17 protein-coding genes are annotated in these 18,794 nt (G+C 71.8%); 12 read left to right on the plus strand and 5 right to left on the minus strand.

Going from position 1 to position 18,794, the window contains the following annotated elements:
• Positions 1-58 precede the first annotated feature (58 nt).
• Positions 59-1,699, plus strand: coding sequence for an ABC-F family ATP-binding cassette domain-containing protein (locus tag OIB37_RS30595; protein ID WP_330460846.1), 1,641 nt, complete (start codon positions 59-61; stop codon positions 1,697-1,699).
• Positions 1,700-1,769: 70 nt separating this feature from the next.
• Here the strand turns inward: OIB37_RS30595 and OIB37_RS30600 are convergent, their stop codons facing one another.
• Complete coding sequence (locus tag OIB37_RS30600; RefSeq protein ID WP_330460847.1) at positions 1,770-4,226, minus strand: Tex family protein; 2,457 nt, start codon at positions 4,224-4,226, stop codon at positions 1,770-1,772.
• Positions 4,227-4,522: 296 nt separating this feature from the next.
• Here OIB37_RS30600 and OIB37_RS30605 point away from each other — a divergent pair, with 296 nt between their 5' ends.
• On the plus strand, positions 4,523-5,494 hold the full coding sequence (locus tag OIB37_RS30605; protein WP_330460848.1) for a GlxA family transcriptional regulator: 972 nt from the start codon (positions 4,523-4,525) through the stop codon (positions 5,492-5,494).
• 26 nt (positions 5,495-5,520) lie between these two features.
• The gene (locus tag OIB37_RS30610) at positions 5,521-6,156 is read left to right on the plus strand and encodes a DJ-1/PfpI family protein (protein WP_330460849.1); all 636 of its coding nucleotides are present in this window, start codon (positions 5,521-5,523) and stop codon (positions 6,154-6,156) included.
• On the opposite strand, the gene OIB37_RS30615 is transcribed toward OIB37_RS30610, so the two are convergent.
• The gene (locus OIB37_RS30615; protein WP_330460850.1) at positions 6,143-6,898 is read right to left on the minus strand and encodes an enoyl-CoA hydratase/isomerase family protein; all 756 of its coding nucleotides are present in this window, start codon (positions 6,896-6,898) and stop codon (positions 6,143-6,145) included. The genes OIB37_RS30610 and OIB37_RS30615 overlap by 14 nt on opposite strands.
• Before the next feature lie 103 nt (positions 6,899-7,001).
• Between OIB37_RS30615 and OIB37_RS30620 the strand changes: the two genes are divergently transcribed.
• The gene (locus OIB37_RS30620) at positions 7,002-7,601 is read left to right on the plus strand and encodes an HdeD family acid-resistance protein (RefSeq protein WP_330460851.1); all 600 of its coding nucleotides are present in this window, start codon (positions 7,002-7,004) and stop codon (positions 7,599-7,601) included.
• A 173-nt stretch (positions 7,602-7,774) separates the two neighbouring features.
• Complete coding sequence (locus OIB37_RS30625; RefSeq protein ID WP_330462026.1) at positions 7,775-8,272, plus strand: ATP-binding protein; 498 nt, start codon at positions 7,775-7,777, stop codon at positions 8,270-8,272.
• Positions 8,273-8,337: 65 nt separating this feature from the next.
• Here OIB37_RS30625 and idi read toward each other — a convergent pair whose 3' ends face one another.
• The 3 genes from idi to galE form a co-directional block, all read right to left on the minus strand.
• Positions 8,338-8,931 (minus strand): isopentenyl-diphosphate Delta-isomerase, encoded by a 594-nt coding sequence (idi, locus tag OIB37_RS30630; RefSeq protein ID WP_330460852.1) that lies wholly within the window; start codon positions 8,929-8,931, stop codon positions 8,338-8,340.
• Positions 8,932-9,198: 267 nt separating this feature from the next.
• Entirely contained in the window at positions 9,199-10,134 is a 936-nt protein-coding gene (locus tag OIB37_RS30635) for a cation diffusion facilitator family transporter (protein ID WP_330460853.1), read from the minus strand.
• A 136-nt stretch (positions 10,135-10,270) separates the two neighbouring features.
• Positions 10,271-11,248 carry a UDP-glucose 4-epimerase GalE gene (gene galE / locus OIB37_RS30640; RefSeq protein WP_330460854.1) on the minus strand — a complete coding sequence of 326 codons (978 nt, stop codon included), beginning with the start codon at positions 11,246-11,248 and terminating at the stop codon, positions 10,271-10,273.
• 300 nt (positions 11,249-11,548) lie between these two features.
• Here galE and OIB37_RS30645 point away from each other — a divergent pair, with 300 nt between their 5' ends.
• The 7 genes from OIB37_RS30645 to OIB37_RS30675 all read left to right on the plus strand — a co-directional run bounded on the left by OIB37_RS30645 (position 11,549) and on the right by OIB37_RS30675 (position 18,726).
• Positions 11,549-13,372: a DUF5941 domain-containing protein gene (locus tag OIB37_RS30645; protein ID WP_330460855.1), complete on the plus strand. Its 1,824-nt coding sequence runs from the start codon at positions 11,549-11,551 to the stop codon at positions 13,370-13,372.
• Positions 13,369-14,121 (plus strand): phosphocholine cytidylyltransferase family protein, encoded by a 753-nt coding sequence (locus tag OIB37_RS30650; protein WP_330460856.1) that lies wholly within the window; start codon positions 13,369-13,371, stop codon positions 14,119-14,121. The genes OIB37_RS30645 and OIB37_RS30650 overlap by 4 nt, the downstream gene beginning before the upstream one ends.
• A complete protein-coding gene (locus tag OIB37_RS30655) occupies positions 14,109-15,170 on the plus strand; it encodes an iron-containing alcohol dehydrogenase family protein (RefSeq protein ID WP_330460857.1) in 1,062 nt (353 codons plus the stop codon). Before OIB37_RS30650 ends, OIB37_RS30655 begins: the two co-directional genes overlap by 13 nt.
• Positions 15,148-15,927 (plus strand): CDP-alcohol phosphatidyltransferase family protein, encoded by a 780-nt coding sequence (locus tag OIB37_RS30660; protein WP_330460858.1) that lies wholly within the window; start codon positions 15,148-15,150, stop codon positions 15,925-15,927. The genes OIB37_RS30655 and OIB37_RS30660 overlap by 23 nt, the downstream gene beginning before the upstream one ends.
• 5 nt (positions 15,928-15,932) lie before the next feature.
• Positions 15,933-16,805 (plus strand): glycosyltransferase family 2 protein, encoded by an 873-nt coding sequence (locus OIB37_RS30665; RefSeq protein WP_330460859.1) that lies wholly within the window; start codon positions 15,933-15,935, stop codon positions 16,803-16,805.
• A gap of 201 nt (positions 16,806-17,006) precedes the next feature.
• On the plus strand, positions 17,007-17,936 hold the full coding sequence (locus tag OIB37_RS30670) for an ABC transporter permease (protein ID WP_330460860.1): 930 nt from the start codon (positions 17,007-17,009) through the stop codon (positions 17,934-17,936).
• A complete protein-coding gene (locus OIB37_RS30675; protein ID WP_330460861.1) occupies positions 17,929-18,726 on the plus strand; it encodes an ABC transporter ATP-binding protein in 798 nt (265 codons plus the stop codon). Before OIB37_RS30670 ends, OIB37_RS30675 begins: the two co-directional genes overlap by 8 nt.
• Positions 18,727-18,794: the final 68 nt, after the last annotated feature.

Consider the following 18,794-nt stretch of genomic DNA (forward strand, 5'->3'; position numbering starts at 1 on the left):
CCGGCCGGCCGCCGTGTGCTGAGCGCGGGTCCCGTGGAGCATTAGGATCGGCCTTCTGATGACTGCCACCCTCGTCGCCAAGAACCTCGCCGCCGGCCACGGCGACCGCTCCCTGTTCTCCGGACTCGACCTCGTCGTCGCGCCCGGCGACGTGATCGGTCTCGTCGGTGCCAACGGTGCGGGCAAGTCCACACTGCTGCGCCTGCTGGCCGGGCTGAGCGCGCCCGAGGAGGGCGAACTGCGGCTCTCCCCGCCGACCGCGACCGTCGGCCATCTGCCGCAGGAGCCGGAGCGCAGGCCGGGCGAGACCGTCCGGGAGTTCCTGGCCCGCCGCACCGGCGTCGCCGAGGCGCAGCGCGTGATGGACGAGGCCACGCAGGCCCTGGTCGACGGCGCGCCCGGCGCCGACGACGCCTACTCCACCAGCCTGGAGCGCTGGCTGGACCTGGGCGGCGCCGACCTGGAGGAGCGCGCCGAGGAGGTCGCCGACTCCCTCGGCCTGGCCGTGGACCTGGACCAGCCGATGACCTCCCTCTCGGGCGGTCAGGCGGCCCGCGCCGGCCTCGCCTCCCTCCTGCTCTCCCGCTACGACGTCTTCCTCCTGGACGAGCCCACCAACGACCTGGACCTCGACGGCCTGGAGCGCCTGGAGCGCTTCGTCGCCGGACTGCGCGCCGGCACGGTGGTCGTCAGCCACGACCGCGAGTTCCTGACCCGCACGGTCACCAAGGTCCTCGAACTCGACCTGGCCCAGGGGCAGATCAACCTCTACGGCGGCGGTTACGCGGCCTACCTGGAGGAGCGGGAGACCGCCCGCCGGCACGCCCGCGAGGACTTCGAGGAGTACGAGGGGAAGAAGAGCGCCCTGGAGGACCGCGGCCGGATGCAGCGGTCCTGGATGGACAAGGGCGTGAAGAACGCCCGGCGCAAGGCCGGCAACGACAACGACAAGATCGGCCGCAAGTTCCGCAGCGAGGCCAGCGAGAAGCAGGCCGCCAAGGCCCGCCAGACCCAGCGCATGATCGAGCGCCTGGACGTGGTCGATGAGCCGCGCAAGGAGTGGGACCTGCGCATGGAGATCGCGGCCGGCCCGCGCTCGGGTGCCGTGGTCGCGACCCTCAGGGACGCCGAGGTCCGGCGCGGCGACTTCGCCTTCGGGCCGGTGTCCCTCCAGATCGACTGGGCGGACCGGGTCGCGGTCACCGGAGCCAACGGCGCCGGCAAGTCCACCCTGCTCGGTGCCCTGCTGGGCCGCGTCCCGCTCGACTCCGGGCACGCCTCGCTCGGCTCGGGGGTGCTGGTCGGCGAGGTCGACCAGGCCCGCAAGCTGTTCCACGGCCCCGAGGCCCTGCTCGACGCCTTCTGCGCTGCCGTGCCCGACACCGAGCCCGTCGAGGTGCGCACCCTGCTCGCCAAGTTCGGCCTGAAGTCCGAGCACGTCCTGCGCCCGGCCGCGACCCTCTCCCCGGGCGAACGCACCCGCGCCGCCCTGGCACTGCTCCAGGGCCGGGGGGTCAACCTCCTCGTCCTCGACGAGCCGACGAACCACCTCGACCTGCCCGCCATCGAACAGCTGGAATCGGCCCTCGACGCCTACGAGGGCACCCTCCTCCTGGTCACCCACGACCGCCGCATGCTGGACGCGGTCCACGTGAACCGCCGCCTGGAGGTGGCGGACGGCAAGGTGACCGAGCGCTAGAACGTCTCCGCGAAGCGGCCTGGCCGGGGCGGGGGCGTGCGGAATGTGCCGCGCGCCCCGCCCCACCGGCTCAGCGCTTGCCGTCCTTCGGGTTCAGCAGCCCCGCCCGGCGCAGCGCGTCCGCCATCGCGCTGTTGGCCGGTGCCGGAGCCTGACGACCGCCCCGGTCACCGCCGCGCCCCTGCCGCTGGGCCTGGCCACCCTGGCCGCCCTGCCGCTGGCCCTGGCCCTGACCGCTCTGTCGCTGGCCCTGACCCTGCCGCTGCTGCGGCGGCCGGGAGCCGCCGCCGCGCTGCTGGCGGCCGCCCTGGCCCTGGCCCTGCGGCGCGGCCTCGTCGTCCAGCCGCAGCGTCAGCGCGATCCGCTTGCGCGGAATGTCCACGTCCAGGACCTTCACCTTGACGATGTCACCGGACTTCACGACATCCCGCGGGTCCTTGACGAACGTCTTGGACATCGCCGAGACGTGCACCAGCCCGTCCTGGTGGACGCCGATGTCCACGAACGCCCCGAAGGCCGCCACATTGGTGACCACGCCCTCCAGGACCATCCCGGAGGACAGGTCGGAGATCTTCTCCACACCCTCCATGAAGGTCGCCGTCTTGAACGCCGGACGAGGGTCGCGGCCCGGCTTCTCCAGCTCCTTCAGGATGTCCGTCACGGTCGGCAGGCCGAAGGTGTCGTCCACGAAGTCGGCCGGCCTGAGCGAGCGCAGCGCGGCCGTGTTGCCGACGAGGGAGGCGACCTGCTCACCGGTCGCCTTCACCATGCGCCGCACGACGGGATACGCCTCCGGGTGCACGCTGGACGAGTCCAGCGGATCGTCACCCCCGCGGATCCGCAGGAAGCCCGCGCACTGCTCGTACGCCTTCGGGCCCAGCCGGGCCACCTTCTTCAGCGCCGGGCGCGACAGGAACGGGCCGTTGGCGTCACGGTGCGCCACGATGTTCTCCGCGAGCGAGGCGGAGATGCCGGACACCCGCGAAAGCAGCGGTACGGAAGCCGTGTTGACGTCCACGCCGACGCCGTTCACACAGTCCTCGACCACCGCGTCCAGCGAGCGGGACAGCTTCACCTCGGCCAGGTCGTGCTGGTACTGGCCGACACCGATCGACTTCGGGTCGATCTTCACCAGCTCGGCCAGCGGGTCCTGGAGCCGGCGCGCGATGGAGACCGCGCCGCGCAACGAGACGTCCATGTCGGGCAGTTCCTGCGAGGCGTAGCTCGACGCCGAGTACACCGACGCGCCCGCCTCGGAGACCATCACCTTGGTGAGGTTCAACTCCGGGTGCTTGGCGATGAGTTCGGTGGCGAGCTTGTCGGTCTCGCGGGACGCCGTGCCGTTGCCGATCGCGACCAGCTCGACCGCGTGCTCCTTCGCCAGCCGCGCCAGCTTGGCGATCGCCTCGTCCCACCTGTTGGCCGGGACGTGCGGGTGGATCACGTCCGTGGCGACGGCCTTGCCGGTGGCGTCGACCACGGCGACCTTCACACCCGTACGGAAGCCGGGGTCCAGGCCCAGCGTCGCGCGCGTGCCGGCCGGCGCGGCCAGCAGCAGGTCGCGCAGGTTGGTGGCGAACACGTTCACCGCCTCGTCCTCGGCCGCCGTGCGCAGCCTGAGGCGCAGGTCGATGCCGAGGTGCACCAGGACGCGGGTGCGCCAGGCCCAGCGGACCGTGTCCGTCAGCCACTTGTCGCCGGTCCGGCCCTGGGGGGCGATGCCGAACCGCCCGGCGATGATGCCCTCGTACGACGACGGCCCCGACGGGGTCTCGGTCTGCTCCTCCGGCTCCAGGACGAGGTCCAGCACCTCCTCCTTCTCGCCGCGCAGCATCGCCAGGATCCGGTGCGAGGGCAGCTCGGTGAACGGCTCGGCGAAGTCGAAGTAGTCGGCGAACTTGGCGCCCGCCTCCTCCTTGCCCTCGCGCACCTTCGCGGCCAGCCGCCCGCGCACCCACATGCGCTCGCGCAGCTCGCCGATCAGGTCGGCGTCCTCCGAGAACCGCTCGGTCAGGATCGCCCGCGCGCCCTCCAGCGCGGCCTGCGCGTCGGCGACACCCTTGTCCGCGTCCACGAACGCGGCCGCCGCGGCCTGCGGGTCGACCGTCGGGTCGCTCAGCAGCCCCTCGGCCAGCGGTTCGAGACCGGCCTCGCGTGCGATCTGCGCCTTGGTGCGCCGCTTCGGCTTGTACGGCAGGTAGATGTCCTCAAGCCGCGCCTTGGTCTCGGCGCCGCGGATACGCGCCTGAAGCTCCTCGGTCAGCTTGCCCTGCTCGCGCACCGACTCCAGGATCGCGGCCCGACGGTCCTCCAGTTCCCGCAGGTAGCGCAGCCGTTCCTCGAGCGTGCGCAGCTGCGCGTCGTCGAGCATCTCGGTCGCTTCCTTGCGGTAGCGGGCGATGAAGGGAACCGTCGAGCCGCCGTCGAGCAGCTCCACCGCGGCCTTCACCTGCCGCTCCCGTACGCCGAGTTCCTCGGCGATCCTGCCTTCGATGGACCCTACTTCGATGGACTCGGGTGTCGTCACGATCCCGTACCGCCTTCTCCACTGAGGTTGCGCGGCAATTGTGGCAGGTGACACCGGCAACCAGGGCCAAGGGCCTCGCCCGCGTGCGCCGCCGGGTCGCGCGTCGGCCGCCACGCACCACCGAGGCGGCACCGCAGCGGGACCGAGGCGGCACCGGAGCGGCACCAAGAGGGCACCGAGGCGGCCCCGGGGCGGTTGTAAGGCCGCCGCGGAGCGGTGGTGGCGCGGGCCGCATGGCAGGAAAGGTGGGAAGTGCGCCATTGCAGCCATCCCCGGGCGGGCGAAGAATCGGTGGCATGACGCAGCGAACCGTCCTCGTCGTCCTCTTCGACGGCGTGCAGAGCCTCGACGTCACCGGACCCGTGGAGGTCTTCGCGGGTGCGGAGCAGATCCGCCCGGGGTCGTACCGCATTTGCACGGCCTCCCTGGACGGCGCCCCTGTGCGCACCTCCAGCGGGCTCACCCTCGTACCGGACACGGCGCTGGCGCGGGCGCCCGGACCGCACACTCTGCTCGTCCCCGGCGGGCAGGGCACCCGCCGCCGTGACCCGCTCCTGACGGACTGGCTGCGCGCGCACGCGCCCCGGGCCGAACGGCTGGTCTCGGTGTGCACCGGGGCCCTCCTGCTGGCCGAGGCGGGCCTGCTGGACGGCCGGCGGGCCACGACCCACTGGGCGTACTGCGACACGCTCGCCCGCGCCCACCCGGCCGTCGAGGTCGACCCCGCGCCGATCTACGTCCGCGACGGCGAGGTCTTCACCTCGGCCGGCGTCACCTCCGGCATCGACCTCGCCCTCGCCCTCGTCGAGGAGGACCTGGGCCGCGAGGCCGCCCTCACCATCGCCCGCCACCTGGTCGTCTTCCTGTGCCGGCCCGGCAACCAGGCGCAGTTCAGTGCCCAGCTCGCCGCGCAGACCGCGCGGCGCGAACCCCTGAGGGAAGTCCAGCAGTGGATCACCGAGCATCCCGCTGGTGACCTGGCCGTCGAATCGCTCGCCGCCCGCGCCCGGCTCTCGCCGCGTCACTTCGCCCGCGCCTTCCGCGAGGAGACCGGCATGACGCCCGGCCGCTACGTCGACCGCGTCCGTCTCGAACACGCCCGCAGGCTCCTGGAGGACAGCTCCGGCGGCATCGAGGAGATCTCCCGCGCCAGCGGCTACGGCACCCCCGAGGCGATGCGCCGCGCCTTCACCAAGGCGCTCGGCACCTCTCCGGCGGCATACCGCGGCCGTTTCCGCCCCGCCTCCGCCACCTCTTCCGCACGCTGAAGGCCACGCAGACGAAGGGAAACACCATGCAGATCGCCATCGTCCTCTACGACCGCTTCACCGCCCTCGACGCCGTCGGCCCCTACGAGACGCTGGGCCGGCTCCCCGGCGCCGAGACCGTCTTCGTCGCCGAGCGCACGGGACCCGTCCGCAACGAGACCGGCAACCTCGCGCTCACCGCCGACCGGACCCTCGCCGACGTGCCGGCCCCCGACATCGTGGTCGTCCCGGGCGGCCCCGGCCAGACCCCGCAGATGGACAACGAGGTCCTCCTGGACTGGCTGCGCGCGGCCGACGCCACCAGCACCTGGACGACCTCGGTGTGCACCGGCTCCCTGCTGCTCGCCGCGGCCGGGCTCCTGAACGGCCGCCGCGCGACCTCGCACTGGCTGGCCCTCGACACGCTGCGGGAGTTCGGCGCCGAACCCACGGGGGAGCGGGTCGTGTTCGACGGCAAGTACGTCACCGCCGCCGGTGTCTCCTCCGGCATCGACATGGGCCTCACCCTGCTCGGCCGGCTCGCCGGCGACGAACACGCCCAGGCCGTCCAGCTGCTGACCGAGTACGACCCGCAGCCGCCCTACGACGCCGGATCCCCGCAGAAGGCGCCCGCGCACCTCGTCGAGGAACTGCGCTCCGGGAGCCGGTTCATTCTGCGGTAGGCACGCTCCAGGTGAAGCGCGGCCGCCTGCGCTCCAGGAACGCGGCGACCCCCTCCGCGGTGTCGCCGCTACCACGGGCCTGCTCCGCCCAGTAGGCGTCCCGGTCGGTGCGGCCGTTCGCGAACTCCTTCGCCGCGGCCTGGGTGAGCTGAGAGCGGGACACCAGGACCTGGGTCAACTCGGCAACCCGCTTGCCGAGTTCGCCCTCGGGCAGCACCTCGTCCACCAGCCCCGTACGCAGCGCCCGCCCGGTGTCGATCAACTCGCCGGAGAACAGCAGGTACTTGGCGGCCGCAGGACCCACCAGCGAGACCAGCCGCCGGGTCGAGGACGCGGGATACACGATGCCGAGCTTCGCGGGCGTCACCCCGAACAGGGCGCCCTCCTCCGCCAGCCGCAGATCGCAGGCCGCCGCGAGCTGCGACCCGCCGCCCACACAGTGACCCCGGACCGCGGCGACGGTCGGCTTGGGGAACGCGGCGAGGGCCTCCTCGGCGGCCACCGCCAGCCGCTGGGCCTCCTCCGGCGAGCCCCGGAGCGTGGAGATGTCCGCGCCCGCGCAGAAGGTGCCCCCCTCGCCGGTCAGCACCAGCGCCCGCACGCCCGGGTCGGTGGCCAGTCCTTCCAGCAGGGGTGGCAGGGATCGCCACATCGCGGCCGTCATGGCGTTGCGCTTGGCCGGGTGGCCGATGACGACGGTGGCGACGGAGTCGGTGACCTGGTGCGACAGACGGGGCTCCATGAGGCCGGATGCTATCGGCCGGACGGTATCGGCCGTTACGGAGCCGTGGTCAGCGGGGACAAAGAGGGTGTAGCAGGCATGGAGGGCGACTGAGGAGGCGGCGATGGCCAGGTCCGGTAAGCCGCGGGGCAAGGCGGCGAAGCTGCATCGCGGGTTCAGCTGGCTCGCGGTGCTCGGTGTGGTGCTCGTGATCGCCGGACTCGTGGGGCTGGTCTACACCGGTGTGGCCACACTGACCTCGATGATCCTCTTCGGATGGCTGCTGCTGATCGGCGGAGTGGTGGGGCTGCTGCACGCGGTGCAGGCACGGGGCACCAGTTTCTTCTGGCTCGGCGTCATCGTCGCCGCCCTGAACATCGCCGCCGGTGTCGTCGTCATCCGCATGCCCCACGCCGCGGCCGCCGCCCTCACCATGTTCGCCGCCCTGCTGTTCCTCGCCGCCGGACTCTTCCGGGTCGTCGGCAGCCTGGTGGTACGCGGTTCCCAGTTCGGCTGGACGCTGCTGCTCGGCGCGTTCGACCTGCTGCTGGGCATCCTCGTCCTCATCTCCTGGCCGGGCAGCAGCCAGTACGTCATCGGCGCGTTCTTCTCGCTCTCCCTGCTCTTCGACGGCCTCGGCCTGATCGCCACCGGATACGGCGGCCGTCGCGTGGCCGGCCTCCTCGACGAGCAGACCCCGGGCAAACCCGTACAACACGAATAGTTCGCGAAGCGGCGCCCGGAGGGCAGGAACGGTCCTTTAACTGGCGACATCAGACGCAGGCGGTCAGAAACGTTCGATACTCGCTGACTTCTGTTCAGTCATCCGGAGTGATGCCGATCGTTACCAACACTCGACGTGTGGTGACAATCGAGCGCGAGGGTGGCGACCGGACGATGGACGACCACGGGCACGGGGGCGTCCCGCGACCAGCGGAGGGCGGCGCGCGGCAGCCGCCCGGCCCACTGCCGTACGAGGGAGTCTGGCGGTTCACCGCGGCCGCCGTGGACGCGTCGGTCCCGCAGGCGCGGCACGCCGTACGGGACCTGCTGCTGCGCCAGGGCGTACCGGTCTGCGACGACGTGGTGCACGGACTGCTGCTGATCGTCTCCGAGCTGGTCACGAACGCGGTCCGGCACGCGGCGCTGCTGTCGCCGATGCTCGCCGTGGAGGTGGCCGTCGGGGCCGAGTGGGTGCGGGTGTCGGTGGAGGACAACCACCCCTACCGCCCGACCGCCCTGGAGGCCGACCACGGCCAGACCGGTGGACGGGGCCTGCTGCTGGTCCGTGAGGTGGCCCGGGAGGCGGGCGGGGTGGTCGACGTGGAGCACACCGCGAGCGGCGGCAAGGTGATCTGGGCCGCCCTGCCGCTCAAGCCCGCGACCCTGCTGTAGGGGACCGGCCGCGCGGGCGGCTACCCCGGGTCGCGCGGGCCGGTACCCCGGGTCGCGGGGGCCGACTACCAGCCCGCGTGGGGGCCCGTCAGTTCCCTGATCGCCGGCCGGGCCGCGTCCAGCACGGTCATGAACCAGGCGGAGAACGGCTCCCGGGCGTGCCGCTCCGCGAGCTCGGCGGCCGTCACGAAGGCGGTCGCGCCGATCTCCTCGGGGTCCGGGGCGAGCGAGGCCTGCACCAGGCCGACGAACAGGTGGTTGTACTCCTGCTCGACCAAGCCCGAGGCCGGGTCCGGGTGGTTGTAGCGGACCGTGCCCGCCTGGGCCATGAGCGACGGCGAGACGCCCAGCTCCTCGTACGTCCGCCGGGCCGCCGCCGCGAAGGGTGCCTCGCCGGGGTAGGGGTGGCCGCAGCACGTGTTGGACCACACACCGGGGGAGTGGTACTTGCCGAGCGCCCGCTGCTGGAGCAGCAGCCGGCCCTGCTCGTCGAAGAGGAACACCGAGAACGCCCGGTGCAGCTGTCCCGGCGGCTGGTGGGCGGCGAGCTTCTCAGCGGTGCCGATCGTCACGCCGCTCTCGTCGACCAGTTCCAGCAAAATCGCCTCTGTGGCGCCGTTCGACGAGCTGTGCGTCTCGGTGGCAGGTGTGATCGGCATACCCATCCTTAGCCTCGGTCTTCGCACCCCAAGTCTGCCGTACGAATCCGGCACTCCCGGCACTTCCCCCGCACGTCCGCATGTCCGCATGTCCCGCGCACGGGGTGGCGCCGCAAGGGGGGACTCGATAGGGGATCGTGCCCGGGGCCCGACTCCGGGAACCTCGGTGACGTGTCGAACACAAGTGCACACGTTCAGCATGCCGCCGGCTCCGCGTGCGATGTCCCGCGACTCCGCCCAGGGACCCTCAACTCCGCCCAGGGACCCTCAGTGGCAGAGCCGCGACTCGTGCGCCGCGTGCCCGCTCGGCTCCAGCTGGAAGGTGCAGTGTTCCACGTCGAAGTGGCCGCCGAGGCAGCCCTGCAGCTCGTGCAGCATCTTCTCGTGGCCGATGGCGTTCAGCACGTCCGTGCTGACCACCACGTGCGCGGACACCACGGGCATGCCGGAGGTGATCGTCCAGGCGTGCAGATCGTGCACGTCCTCGACGCCGTCCAGACCCAGGATGTGGGCCCGGACCTCCGCCATGTCGACGTCCTTCGGGGCCGCCTCCAGCAGCACGTCCAGCGTCTCGCGCAGCAGCTTCAGCGTCCTCGGGACGATCATCAGGGCGATGGTCAGCGAGGCGATCGGGTCGGCGATCTGCCAGCCGGTGGTCAGGATCACGGCCGCCGAGATGATCACCGCCAACGAGCCCAGCGCGTCCGCGGCGACCTCCAGGAAGGCGCCGCGCACGTTCAGGCTCTCCTTCTGCCCGCGCATCAGCAGGACGAGTGACACGCTGTTCGCCACCAGGCCGATCCCACCGAACAGCATCATCAGACCGCCCCGCGTGTCCGCGGGTGTGACGAACCGCTCGACCGCCTCGAACAGCACGTATCCGCCGACGCCGAGCAGCAGCAGGCAGTTGGCCAGGGCGGCGAGGATCTCGGCGCGGGCGTAGCCGAAGGTGCGGTTGGTGCTCGGCGGCCGGTTGGCGAAATGGATGGCGAGCAGCGCCATGCCGAGACCCACCGCGTCGGTCGCCATGTGCGCGGCGTCCGCGATCAGGGCCAGCGAGTCCGCGAGCAGACCGCCGGCGATCTCGACCACCATGATCGTGAGCGTGATGCACAGCGCCACCCGCAGCCGGCCGCGGTACGCGGCCGCGGCCGTACCGGTGCGCGGCGCGTGTGTGTGGCCGTGGTCGTGCCCTGCCCCCATGAGAAAACCGTCCTTCCGCGTCGCGCCCTGGATCACAGTGAACTACTGGCGGGGGTCATCGGGCAACGCGGCACTGAACACCGTTGTCATGTGCCCTGACCTGCGTAAACGAACCGCTGGTCAGGGCGATGGCGGCCTACTTCGCGAGGTCGTGGTGCAGCCGCCAGCCCTGCCAGGCCGACTCGACCATCTCGCGCACTCCGCGCCGGGCCCGCCAGCCCAGCTCGGTGGCGGCCCGCTCGGCCGAGGCGACCGCGCGCGGCGCGTCCCCCGGGCGGCGCCCCTCCACGACGGGCGGCCGCCGGTCCCCGGTGACCTCCCCGACGACCGTGATCAGCTCGCGCACCGAGACGCCCTCGCCCCGGCCGATGTTCAGCGTCAGGTCTCCGGCCGGGCCGCCCTCGCCGAGCCGGCGTGCGGCCGCGAGGTGCGCCTCGGCCAGGTCGGCCACGTGAATGTAGTCACGGACACAGGTGCCGTCCGGCGTCGGGTAGTCGGCTCCGAAGATCCGCGGCGCCTCGTCGCGGGTGAGCCGGTCGAAGACCATCGGGACGATGTTGAAGACCCCGGTGTCGGCGAGTTCGGGCGCCGCGGCGCCCGCCACGTTGAAATAGCGCAGACATACGGTGGAGATCCCGTGCGCCTTTCCCGCCGCCCGCACCAGCCACTCCCCGGCCAGCTTGGTCTCGCCGTACGGGTTCACCGGCGCGCACGGGGTGTCCTCCGTGATCAGCTCCACATCCGGGTTGCCGTAGACGGCCGCCGACGACGAGAACAGCAGCCGCCGCACGCCGGCGGCGGTCATCGCCTCCAGCAGCACGGCCAGGCCGCCGACGTTCTCCCGGTAGTAGCGCGTGGGCTCGGCCACCGACTCGGCGACCTGCTTGCGCGCCGCGAGATGGACGACGCCCGTGACGCCGTACTCGGCGAAGACCCGCCTGAGCAGGTCCCCGTCCAGCGTCGAGCCCTCGACCAGCGGCACGCCCGCCGGGAGCCGCTCGGGCACGGCGGCCGACAGGTCGTCCAGCACCACGACGCGCTCGCCGGCCTCTGTCATGGCCCGTGCCACATGCGCTCCGATGTATCCGGCTCCGCCGGTGATCAGCCACGTCATGGTCGCCCACCCTATGCCGACCCGTGCCGGGTCCTCCCGCGCCCGTGACCACGATGTCCGTGATGACGGGGGATGCCCGGGTCTGTGGGCGCGGTTTGTGGGGCGGGCCCCGAATCCCTGATGATGATCGCGGCAAAGGCCGGGGCAGCCCCCTGTGGGCCGGTCCGTGAACGGCCGGTGAACGTCGGCCCCGGCCCATCGGATAGCCTCTGCCGACATGCCGCCCGGGAGTCGCAGGCCGCGGCGCCCACCACGCAGAAGACCGGCGCCGACGTGCCGGCACCCAGGGAGTGAGTTCGGTTGTCGACCGCCATCGTGACCGGTCAGCCGGTCCCCGGATCGTCTCTCGAGCACGATCTGCGGTCCCTCGGCTTCGACGTGCGTACGGCCGCCGATGCCGTCGAGGCGGAGACCCTGCTCGCGGCCGCCCCCACCGGTGACCGCGTCGCCCTGGTCGACGCGCGCTTCGTCGGCCACCCGCACGCGCTGCGCCTCGGCCTGACCGACCCGCGCTTCCCGCTGGCCGCCGTCCCCGGCGCCGTCACCGCCCAGCCGGCCGCCCGGCAGGCGCTGACCCGGGCACTGGCCCGCGAGACCTCCGCCGACGACCGCTCCGCCGAGAACGCGGACCCGGCGGAGCCGGAAGCCGTCGCCGACGGCCTCGCCGACCGCGTCGGCACCGCCCTCGACGCCGAGGACGCCGGTGTCCACCGCCCCGAGCTGGGCAGTCTGGTCGCCGCCGTCCCCGCCGACCCGCAGGCCCGCAACGAGGCACGGCAGGCCGTCGCCGCCGTGGACGACGAGGCCGTACGCCTGAAGTCGGCCGTGAAGTCCCGCGACGGCTTCTTCACCACGTACTTCATCAGCCCCTACTCGCGCTACATCGCCCGCTGGTGCGCGCGCCGGGGCCTGACCCCCAACCAGGTCACCACCGCCTCGCTGCTCACCGCGCTCATAGCGGCGGGCTGTGCGGCGACGGGCACGCGGGCCGGGTTCGTCGCGGCCGGCGTGCTGCTGATCGCGTCCTTCGTCCTGGACTGCACCGACGGCCAGCTCGCCCGCTACGCCCTGAAGTACTCCACGCTCGGCGCCTGGCTCGACGCCACCTTCGACCGGGCCAAGGAGTACGCCTACTACGCCGGTCTCGCCCTCGGCGCGGCCCGCGGCGGAGACGACGTGTGGGCCCTCGCGCTCGGCGCGATGATCCTGCAGACCTGCCGGCACGTCGTGGACTTCTCCTTCAACGAGGCCAACCACGACGCCACCGCCAACACCAGCCCCACCGCGGCCCTCTCCGACAAGCTCGACAGCGTCGGCTGGACGGTCTGGGTGCGCCGGATGATCGTCCTCCCCATCGGTGAGCGCTGGGCCATGATCGCCGTCCTCACCGCGGTCACCACCCCCCGCATCACCTTCTACGTCCTCCTCGTCGGCTGCGCCCTCGCGGCGACGTACACCACGGCCGGGCGCGTGCTGCGCTCGCTGACCCGCAAGGCGAAGCGGACCGACCGGGCGGCGCGGGCACTCGCGGAGCTCGCCGACAACGGCCCGCTCGCCGGGATCGCGGCGCGCGTGCTGCCCGCCCCCCTCGGCTCCCCGCTCCTGGTGGCGCTCGCCGGCACGGCGATCCTCGCGGTGTCCCTCTTCGCGGGCCACTCCGGGGAGACCTGGGCGCCCGTCGCGGGTGCCGTCGTCTACACCCTCACGTCCGGTCTGGCGCTGCGCCGCCCCCTCAAGGGCGCCCTCGACTGGCTGGTCCCGCCCCTGTTCCGGGCCGCCGAGTACGGCACCGTCCTCGTCCTCGCGAGCAAAGCGGGCGTGAACGGGGCCCTTCCTGCGGCTTTCGGCCTGGTGGCCGCCGTCGCCTACCATCACTACGACACGGTGTACCGCATCCGCGGCAACGCCGGAGCGCCCCCGGCCTGGCTGGTGCGCGTCACAGGGGGACAGGAGGGGCGGACTCTGCTCGTCACCGTCCTGGCCGCCCTGCTCACCGCCTCGCAGTTCACGGTCGCGCTCACGGTTCTCGCCGTGTACGTGACCCTGCTGGTGCTCGTCGAGAGCATCCGCTTCTGGGTCTCCGCAGGAGCCCCAGCCGTACACGACGAAGGAGAACCCGCATGATCGGCCTCGTGCTGGCGGCCGGCGCCGGACGGCGCCTGCGCCCCTACACCGACAGCCTTCCCAAGGCGCTGGTGCCGGTGGGGCCCGCGGGCATAGAGGGCGAACCCACGGTTCTCGACCTCACCCTCGCCAACTTCGCCGAGATCGGCCTCACCGAGGTCGCGATCATCGTCGGCTACCGCAAGGAAGCCGTGTACGAGCGCAAGGCGGCCCTGGAGCAGAAGTACGGCCTGAAGCTCACCCTCATCGACAACGACAAGGCCGAGGAGTGGAACAACGCCTACTCCCTGTGGTGCGGCCGTGACGCCCTCAAGGACGGCGTGATCCTCGCCAACGGCGACACCGTCCACCCGGTCTCCGTCGAGAGGACGCTGCTCGCCGCCCGCGGCGACGGCAAGCGGATCATCCTCGCCCTCGACGCGGTGAAGTCCCTCGCGGACGAGGAGATGAAGGTCGTCGTGGACCCCGCCAAGGGCGTCCGGAAGATCACCAAGCTGATGGACCCGGCCGAGGCCACGGGCGAGTACATCGGCGTCACCCTCATCGAGGGCGACGCGGCCCCCGAGCTCGTCGACGCGCTGAAGACCGTCTGGGAGACCGACCCGCAGCAGTTCTACGAGCACGGTTACCAGGAACTGGTGAACCGAGGCTTCAGGATCGACGTCGCGCCCATCGGCGACGTCCGTTGGGTCGAGATCGACAACCACGACGATCTCGCCCGTGGACGGGAGATCGCGTGCCAGTACTGACCCGGCTGATTCCCTCGCCGGTCGTCGTCGACATCCGCCCGGGTGCCCTCGACGACCTGGCCTCCGTCCTCGCCGACCAGCGCATCTCGCACTCGGGCCGGCTCGCCGTCGCCGTCAGCAACGGCTCCGGCGCGAAGCTGCGCGAGCGCATCGCCCCGACACTGCCGGGTGCCACCTGGTACGAGGTCGGCGGCGGCACCCTGGACGACGCGGTCCGGCTGGCCGGCGACATAAGGGCCGGCCACTTCGACGCGGTCGTCGGCCTCGGCGGCGGCAAGATCATCGACTGCGCCAAGTTCGCCTCGGCCCGGGTCGGCCTGCCCCTGGTCGCCGTACCGACGAACCTCGCGCACGACGGCCTGTGCTCGCCCGTCGCCACCCTCGACAACGACGCCGGGCGCGGCTCCTACGGTGTGCCGAACCCGATCGCCGTCGTCATCGACCTCGACGTCATCCGGGACGCCCCGGCGCGCTTCGTGCGCTCCGGCATCGGCGACGCCGTGTCCAACATCTCCGCCATCGCGGACTGGGAGCTGGCCAACCGGGTCAACGGCGAGAAGATCGACGGACTCGCCGCCGCCATGGCCCGCCAGGCCGGCGAGGCGGTGCTGCGCCACCCCGGCGGCATCGGGGAGAACGACTTCCTCCAGGTGCTGGCCGAGGCGCTGGTGCTCAGCGGCATCGCCATGTCGGTCTCGGGGGACTCCCGGCCGTCCTCCGGCGCCTGCCACGAGATCAACCACGCCTTCGACCTGCTCTTCCCCAAGCGCGCCGCCAGCCACGGCGAGCAGTGCGGGCTCGGTGCCGCCTTCGCGATGTACCTGCGCGGAGCGCACGAGGAGTCGGCGCACATGGCGGGAGTGCTGCGCCGGCACGGGCTCCCGGTGCTGCCGGAGGACATCGGCTTCACGGTGGACGAGTTCGTCCGCGTCGTGGAGTTCGCTCCGGAGACCAGGCCCGGCCGCTACACGATCCTCGAACACCTCGACCTCAAGACGAACCAGATCAAGGACATCTACGCCGACTATGTCAAGGCCATCGGTAGCTGAACTCCGTCCGGTCGTCCACCCCGCGGGGGTGAAGGACCGGCGCAGCGGTGAGCACTGGGGAGGGCGCCTCTACATGCGAGAGGTGTCCCTGCGCGTCGACCGCTACCTGGTGAACACCAGGGTCACGCCCAACCAGCTCACGTATCTGATGACCGTCTGCGGAGTGCTCGCGGCCCCGGCCCTTCTGGTGCCGGGGATCCCGGGCGCCGTGCTCGGTATCGTCGCCACCCAGCTGTACCTGCTGCTGGACTGCGTCGACGGCGAGATCGCCCGCTGGCGCAAGCAGTACTCGCTCAGCGGCGTCTACCTGGACCGCGTCGGCGCGTACCTCACCGACGCCGCCGTCCTGGTCGGACTCGGCCTGCGCGCCGCCGACCTGTTCGGCAGCGGCCGGATCGACTGGCTGTGGGCCTTCCTCGGCACCCTTGCCGCCCTCGGCGCCATCCTGATCAAGGCCGAGACCGACCTGGTCGGCGTCGCCCGCCACCAGACCGGCAGGGAGCCGGTCAAGGAGGCCGCGGCCGAGCCCCGCTCCTCCGGCATGGCGCTCGCCCGCCGCGCCGCCTCGGCGCTGAAGTTCCACCGGCTGATCCTCGGCATAGAGGCCGCGCTGCTGATCCTGCTCCTCGCGATCGTGGACCAGGTCCGCGGCGACCTGTTCTTCACCCGGCTCGGCACCGCCGTGCTCGCCGGCATCGCCCTGCTGCAGACCCTGCTGCACCTGGTGTCCATCCTCGCGTCCAGCAGGCTGAGGTGAACGGCATGAAGGTCGGCGCGGTCATCATCACCATGGGCAACCGGCCCGAGGAGCTGCGGGCGCTCATCGACTCCGTGGCCAAGCAGGAGGGCGACACCGTCGAGGTGGTCGTCGTCGGCAACGGCTCGCCCGTCCCGGACGTCCCGGAGAACGTACGGACCATCGAGCTGCCCGAGAACCTGGGCATCCCCGGCGGCCGCAACGTCGGCATCGAGGCCTTCGGGCCCGGCGGCCGCGACGTCGACGTCCTGCTCTTCCTCGACGACGACGGCCTGCTCGCCCGCCACGACACCGCCGAGCTGTGCCGGGAGGCCTTCGCGGCGGACCCGGCGCTCGGCATCGTCAGCTTCCGCATCGCCGACCCCGAGACCGGCGAGACCCAGCGCCGGCACGTGCCCCGGCTGCGCGCCTCCGACCCGATGCGCTCCTCCCGGGTCACCACCTTCCTCGGCGGCGCCAACGCCGTCCGCACCAAGGTCCTCGTCGAGGTCGGCGGCCTGCCGGGCGAGTTCTTCTACGCCCACGAGGAGACCGACCTGGCCTGGCGGGCGCTCGACGCCGGCTGGATGATCGACTACCGGTCCGACATGGTGCTGTACCACCCGACGACCGCACCCTCGCGGCACGCGGTGTACCACCGCATGGTCGCCCGCAACCGCGTCTGGCTGGCCCGCCGCAACCTCCCCCTCCCGCTGGTCCCCGTCTACCTCGGGGTCTGGCTGCTGCTCACCCTGCTGCGCCGCCCCTCGGGGCCGGCCCTGAAGGCCTGGTTCGGCGGCTTCAAGGAGGGCTGGACCACCCCGTGCGGACCGCGGCGCGCGATGCGCTGGCGTACGGTCTGGCGGCTCACCCGGCTGGGCCGCCCCCCGGTGATCTGACAAGCTCGACCGTGCGGGACCGTGCGCGTCCCCGGTGTTCCCTCGCGGACCGCCGGGTACGCGCACGACGAACGCAAGGCGAACGGCGGCGCGGCCGGAAGACGAACCGACGAACCCGACGCACTCGATGACGAGAGCTTCCACCCGTGAGTGAGCCCCTCGAGGGAGACCACATGAGTGAGACCGAATGAGCGAGACCCCGTGAGTGAGACAACGCATGACGGCACCGTCGCGGTGAGCGCGGCTCCGTCGCCCGACGAGGGACTGACGGCGGCCCAGCTCGCCGCCCGTTACGGGCTCGCCGTGAGCGGCGCCCGGCCCTCGCTCGGCGAGTACATCCGTCAGCTGTGGGGACGGCGCCACTTCATCCTCGCCTTCTCCCAGGCGAAGCTGACCGCGCAGTACAGCCAGGCCAAACTCGGCCAGCTGTGGCAGGTGGCGACCCCGCTGCTGAACGCCGGCGTGTACTACTTCATTTTCGGCGTCATCCTGCACGCGAGCCGGGGCATGTCCCAGGACGTGTACATCCCGTTCCTGGTCACCGGCGTGTTCGTCTTCACCTTCACCCAGAGCTCGGTCATGTCGGGCGTCCGCGCGATCTCCGGCAACCTCGGTCTGGTCCGCGCCCTGCACTTCCCGCGCGCCGCGCTGCCCGTCTCGTTCTCGCTGCAGCAGCTCCAGCAGCTGCTGTTCTCGATGATCGTGATGTTCGTCGTGGCGGTCGGCTTCGGCAGCTACCCGAGCGCGTCCTGGCTGCTGATCGTGCCGATCCTGGTGCTGCAGTTCCTGTTCAACACCGGACTCGCGCTGATCGTGGCCCGCATGGGCGCCAAGACGCCGGACCTCGCCCAGCTGATGCCGTTCGTCCTGCGGACCTGGATGTACACCTCGGGTGTCATGTTCTCCATCAGCAAGATGATGGAGGGCCGCTCCGAGCTGGCGGTCAGGCTGCTCCAGCTGAACCCCGCGGCGATCTTCATGGACCTGATGCGCTTCGCGCTGATCGACGGGTACAGCGCCTCGGACCTGCCTCCCCACGTGTGGGCCATAGCCCTGTTCTGGGCCGTGGCGGTCTTCTGCGGCGGCTTCGTGTACTTCTGGAAGGCGGAGGAGAGGTACGGCCGTGGCTGAGCAGAACGCGCAGAGCGCCGAGGACCACCGCCCGACCGTCATCGCCGACGGGCTGCACATCGTCTACCGCGTCAACGGCGCGAGGACCGGCAAGGGCAGCGCGACCGCGGCCCTCAGCCGCATCCTCAAGCGAGGCTCCGACGACACGGCGCGGGGCGTGCGCAAGGTGCACGCCGTGCGGGGCGTCTCCTTCACCGCCTACCGGGGCGAGGCCATCGGCCTGATCGGCTCCAACGGCTCCGGCAAGTCGACCCTGCTGCGTGCCATCGCCGGGCTGCTGCCCGCGGAGAAGGGCAAGGTCTACACCGACGGCCAGCCCTCCCTGCTGGGCGTGAACGCGGCCCTGATGAACGACCTCACCGGTGAGCGCAACGTCATCCTCGGCGGTCTCGCCATGGGCATGTCCCGCGAGCAGGTCAAGGAGCGCTACGAGGACATCGTCGAGTTCTCCGGGATCAACGAGAAGGGTGACTTCATCACCCTGCCGATGCGCACCTACTCCTCCGGCATGGCGGCCCGCCTGCGCTTCTCCATCGCCGCGGCGAAGGACCACGACGTCCTCATGATCGACGAGGCGCTGGCCACCGGTGACCGCAAGTTCCAGAAGCGCTCCGAGGAGCGCATCCGGGAGCTGCGCAAGGAGGCCGGAACGGTCTTCCTGGTCAGCCACAACAACAAGTCCATCCGCGACACCTGCAACCGTGTCCTGTGGCTGGAACGCGGCGAGCTGCGCATGGACGGACCCACCGAAGAGGTCCTCAAGGAGTACGAGAAGTTCACGGGCAAGTGACCCCCTGCCGACACGGGCCCCGCCGGAACCCTCCGGCGGGGCCCCGCGTCTGCAAAGGAAGCGTCAAC

This window comes from Streptomyces sp. NBC_00820 (assembly GCF_036347055.1).
Taxonomy (GTDB): domain Bacteria; phylum Actinomycetota; class Actinomycetes; order Streptomycetales; family Streptomycetaceae; genus Streptomyces.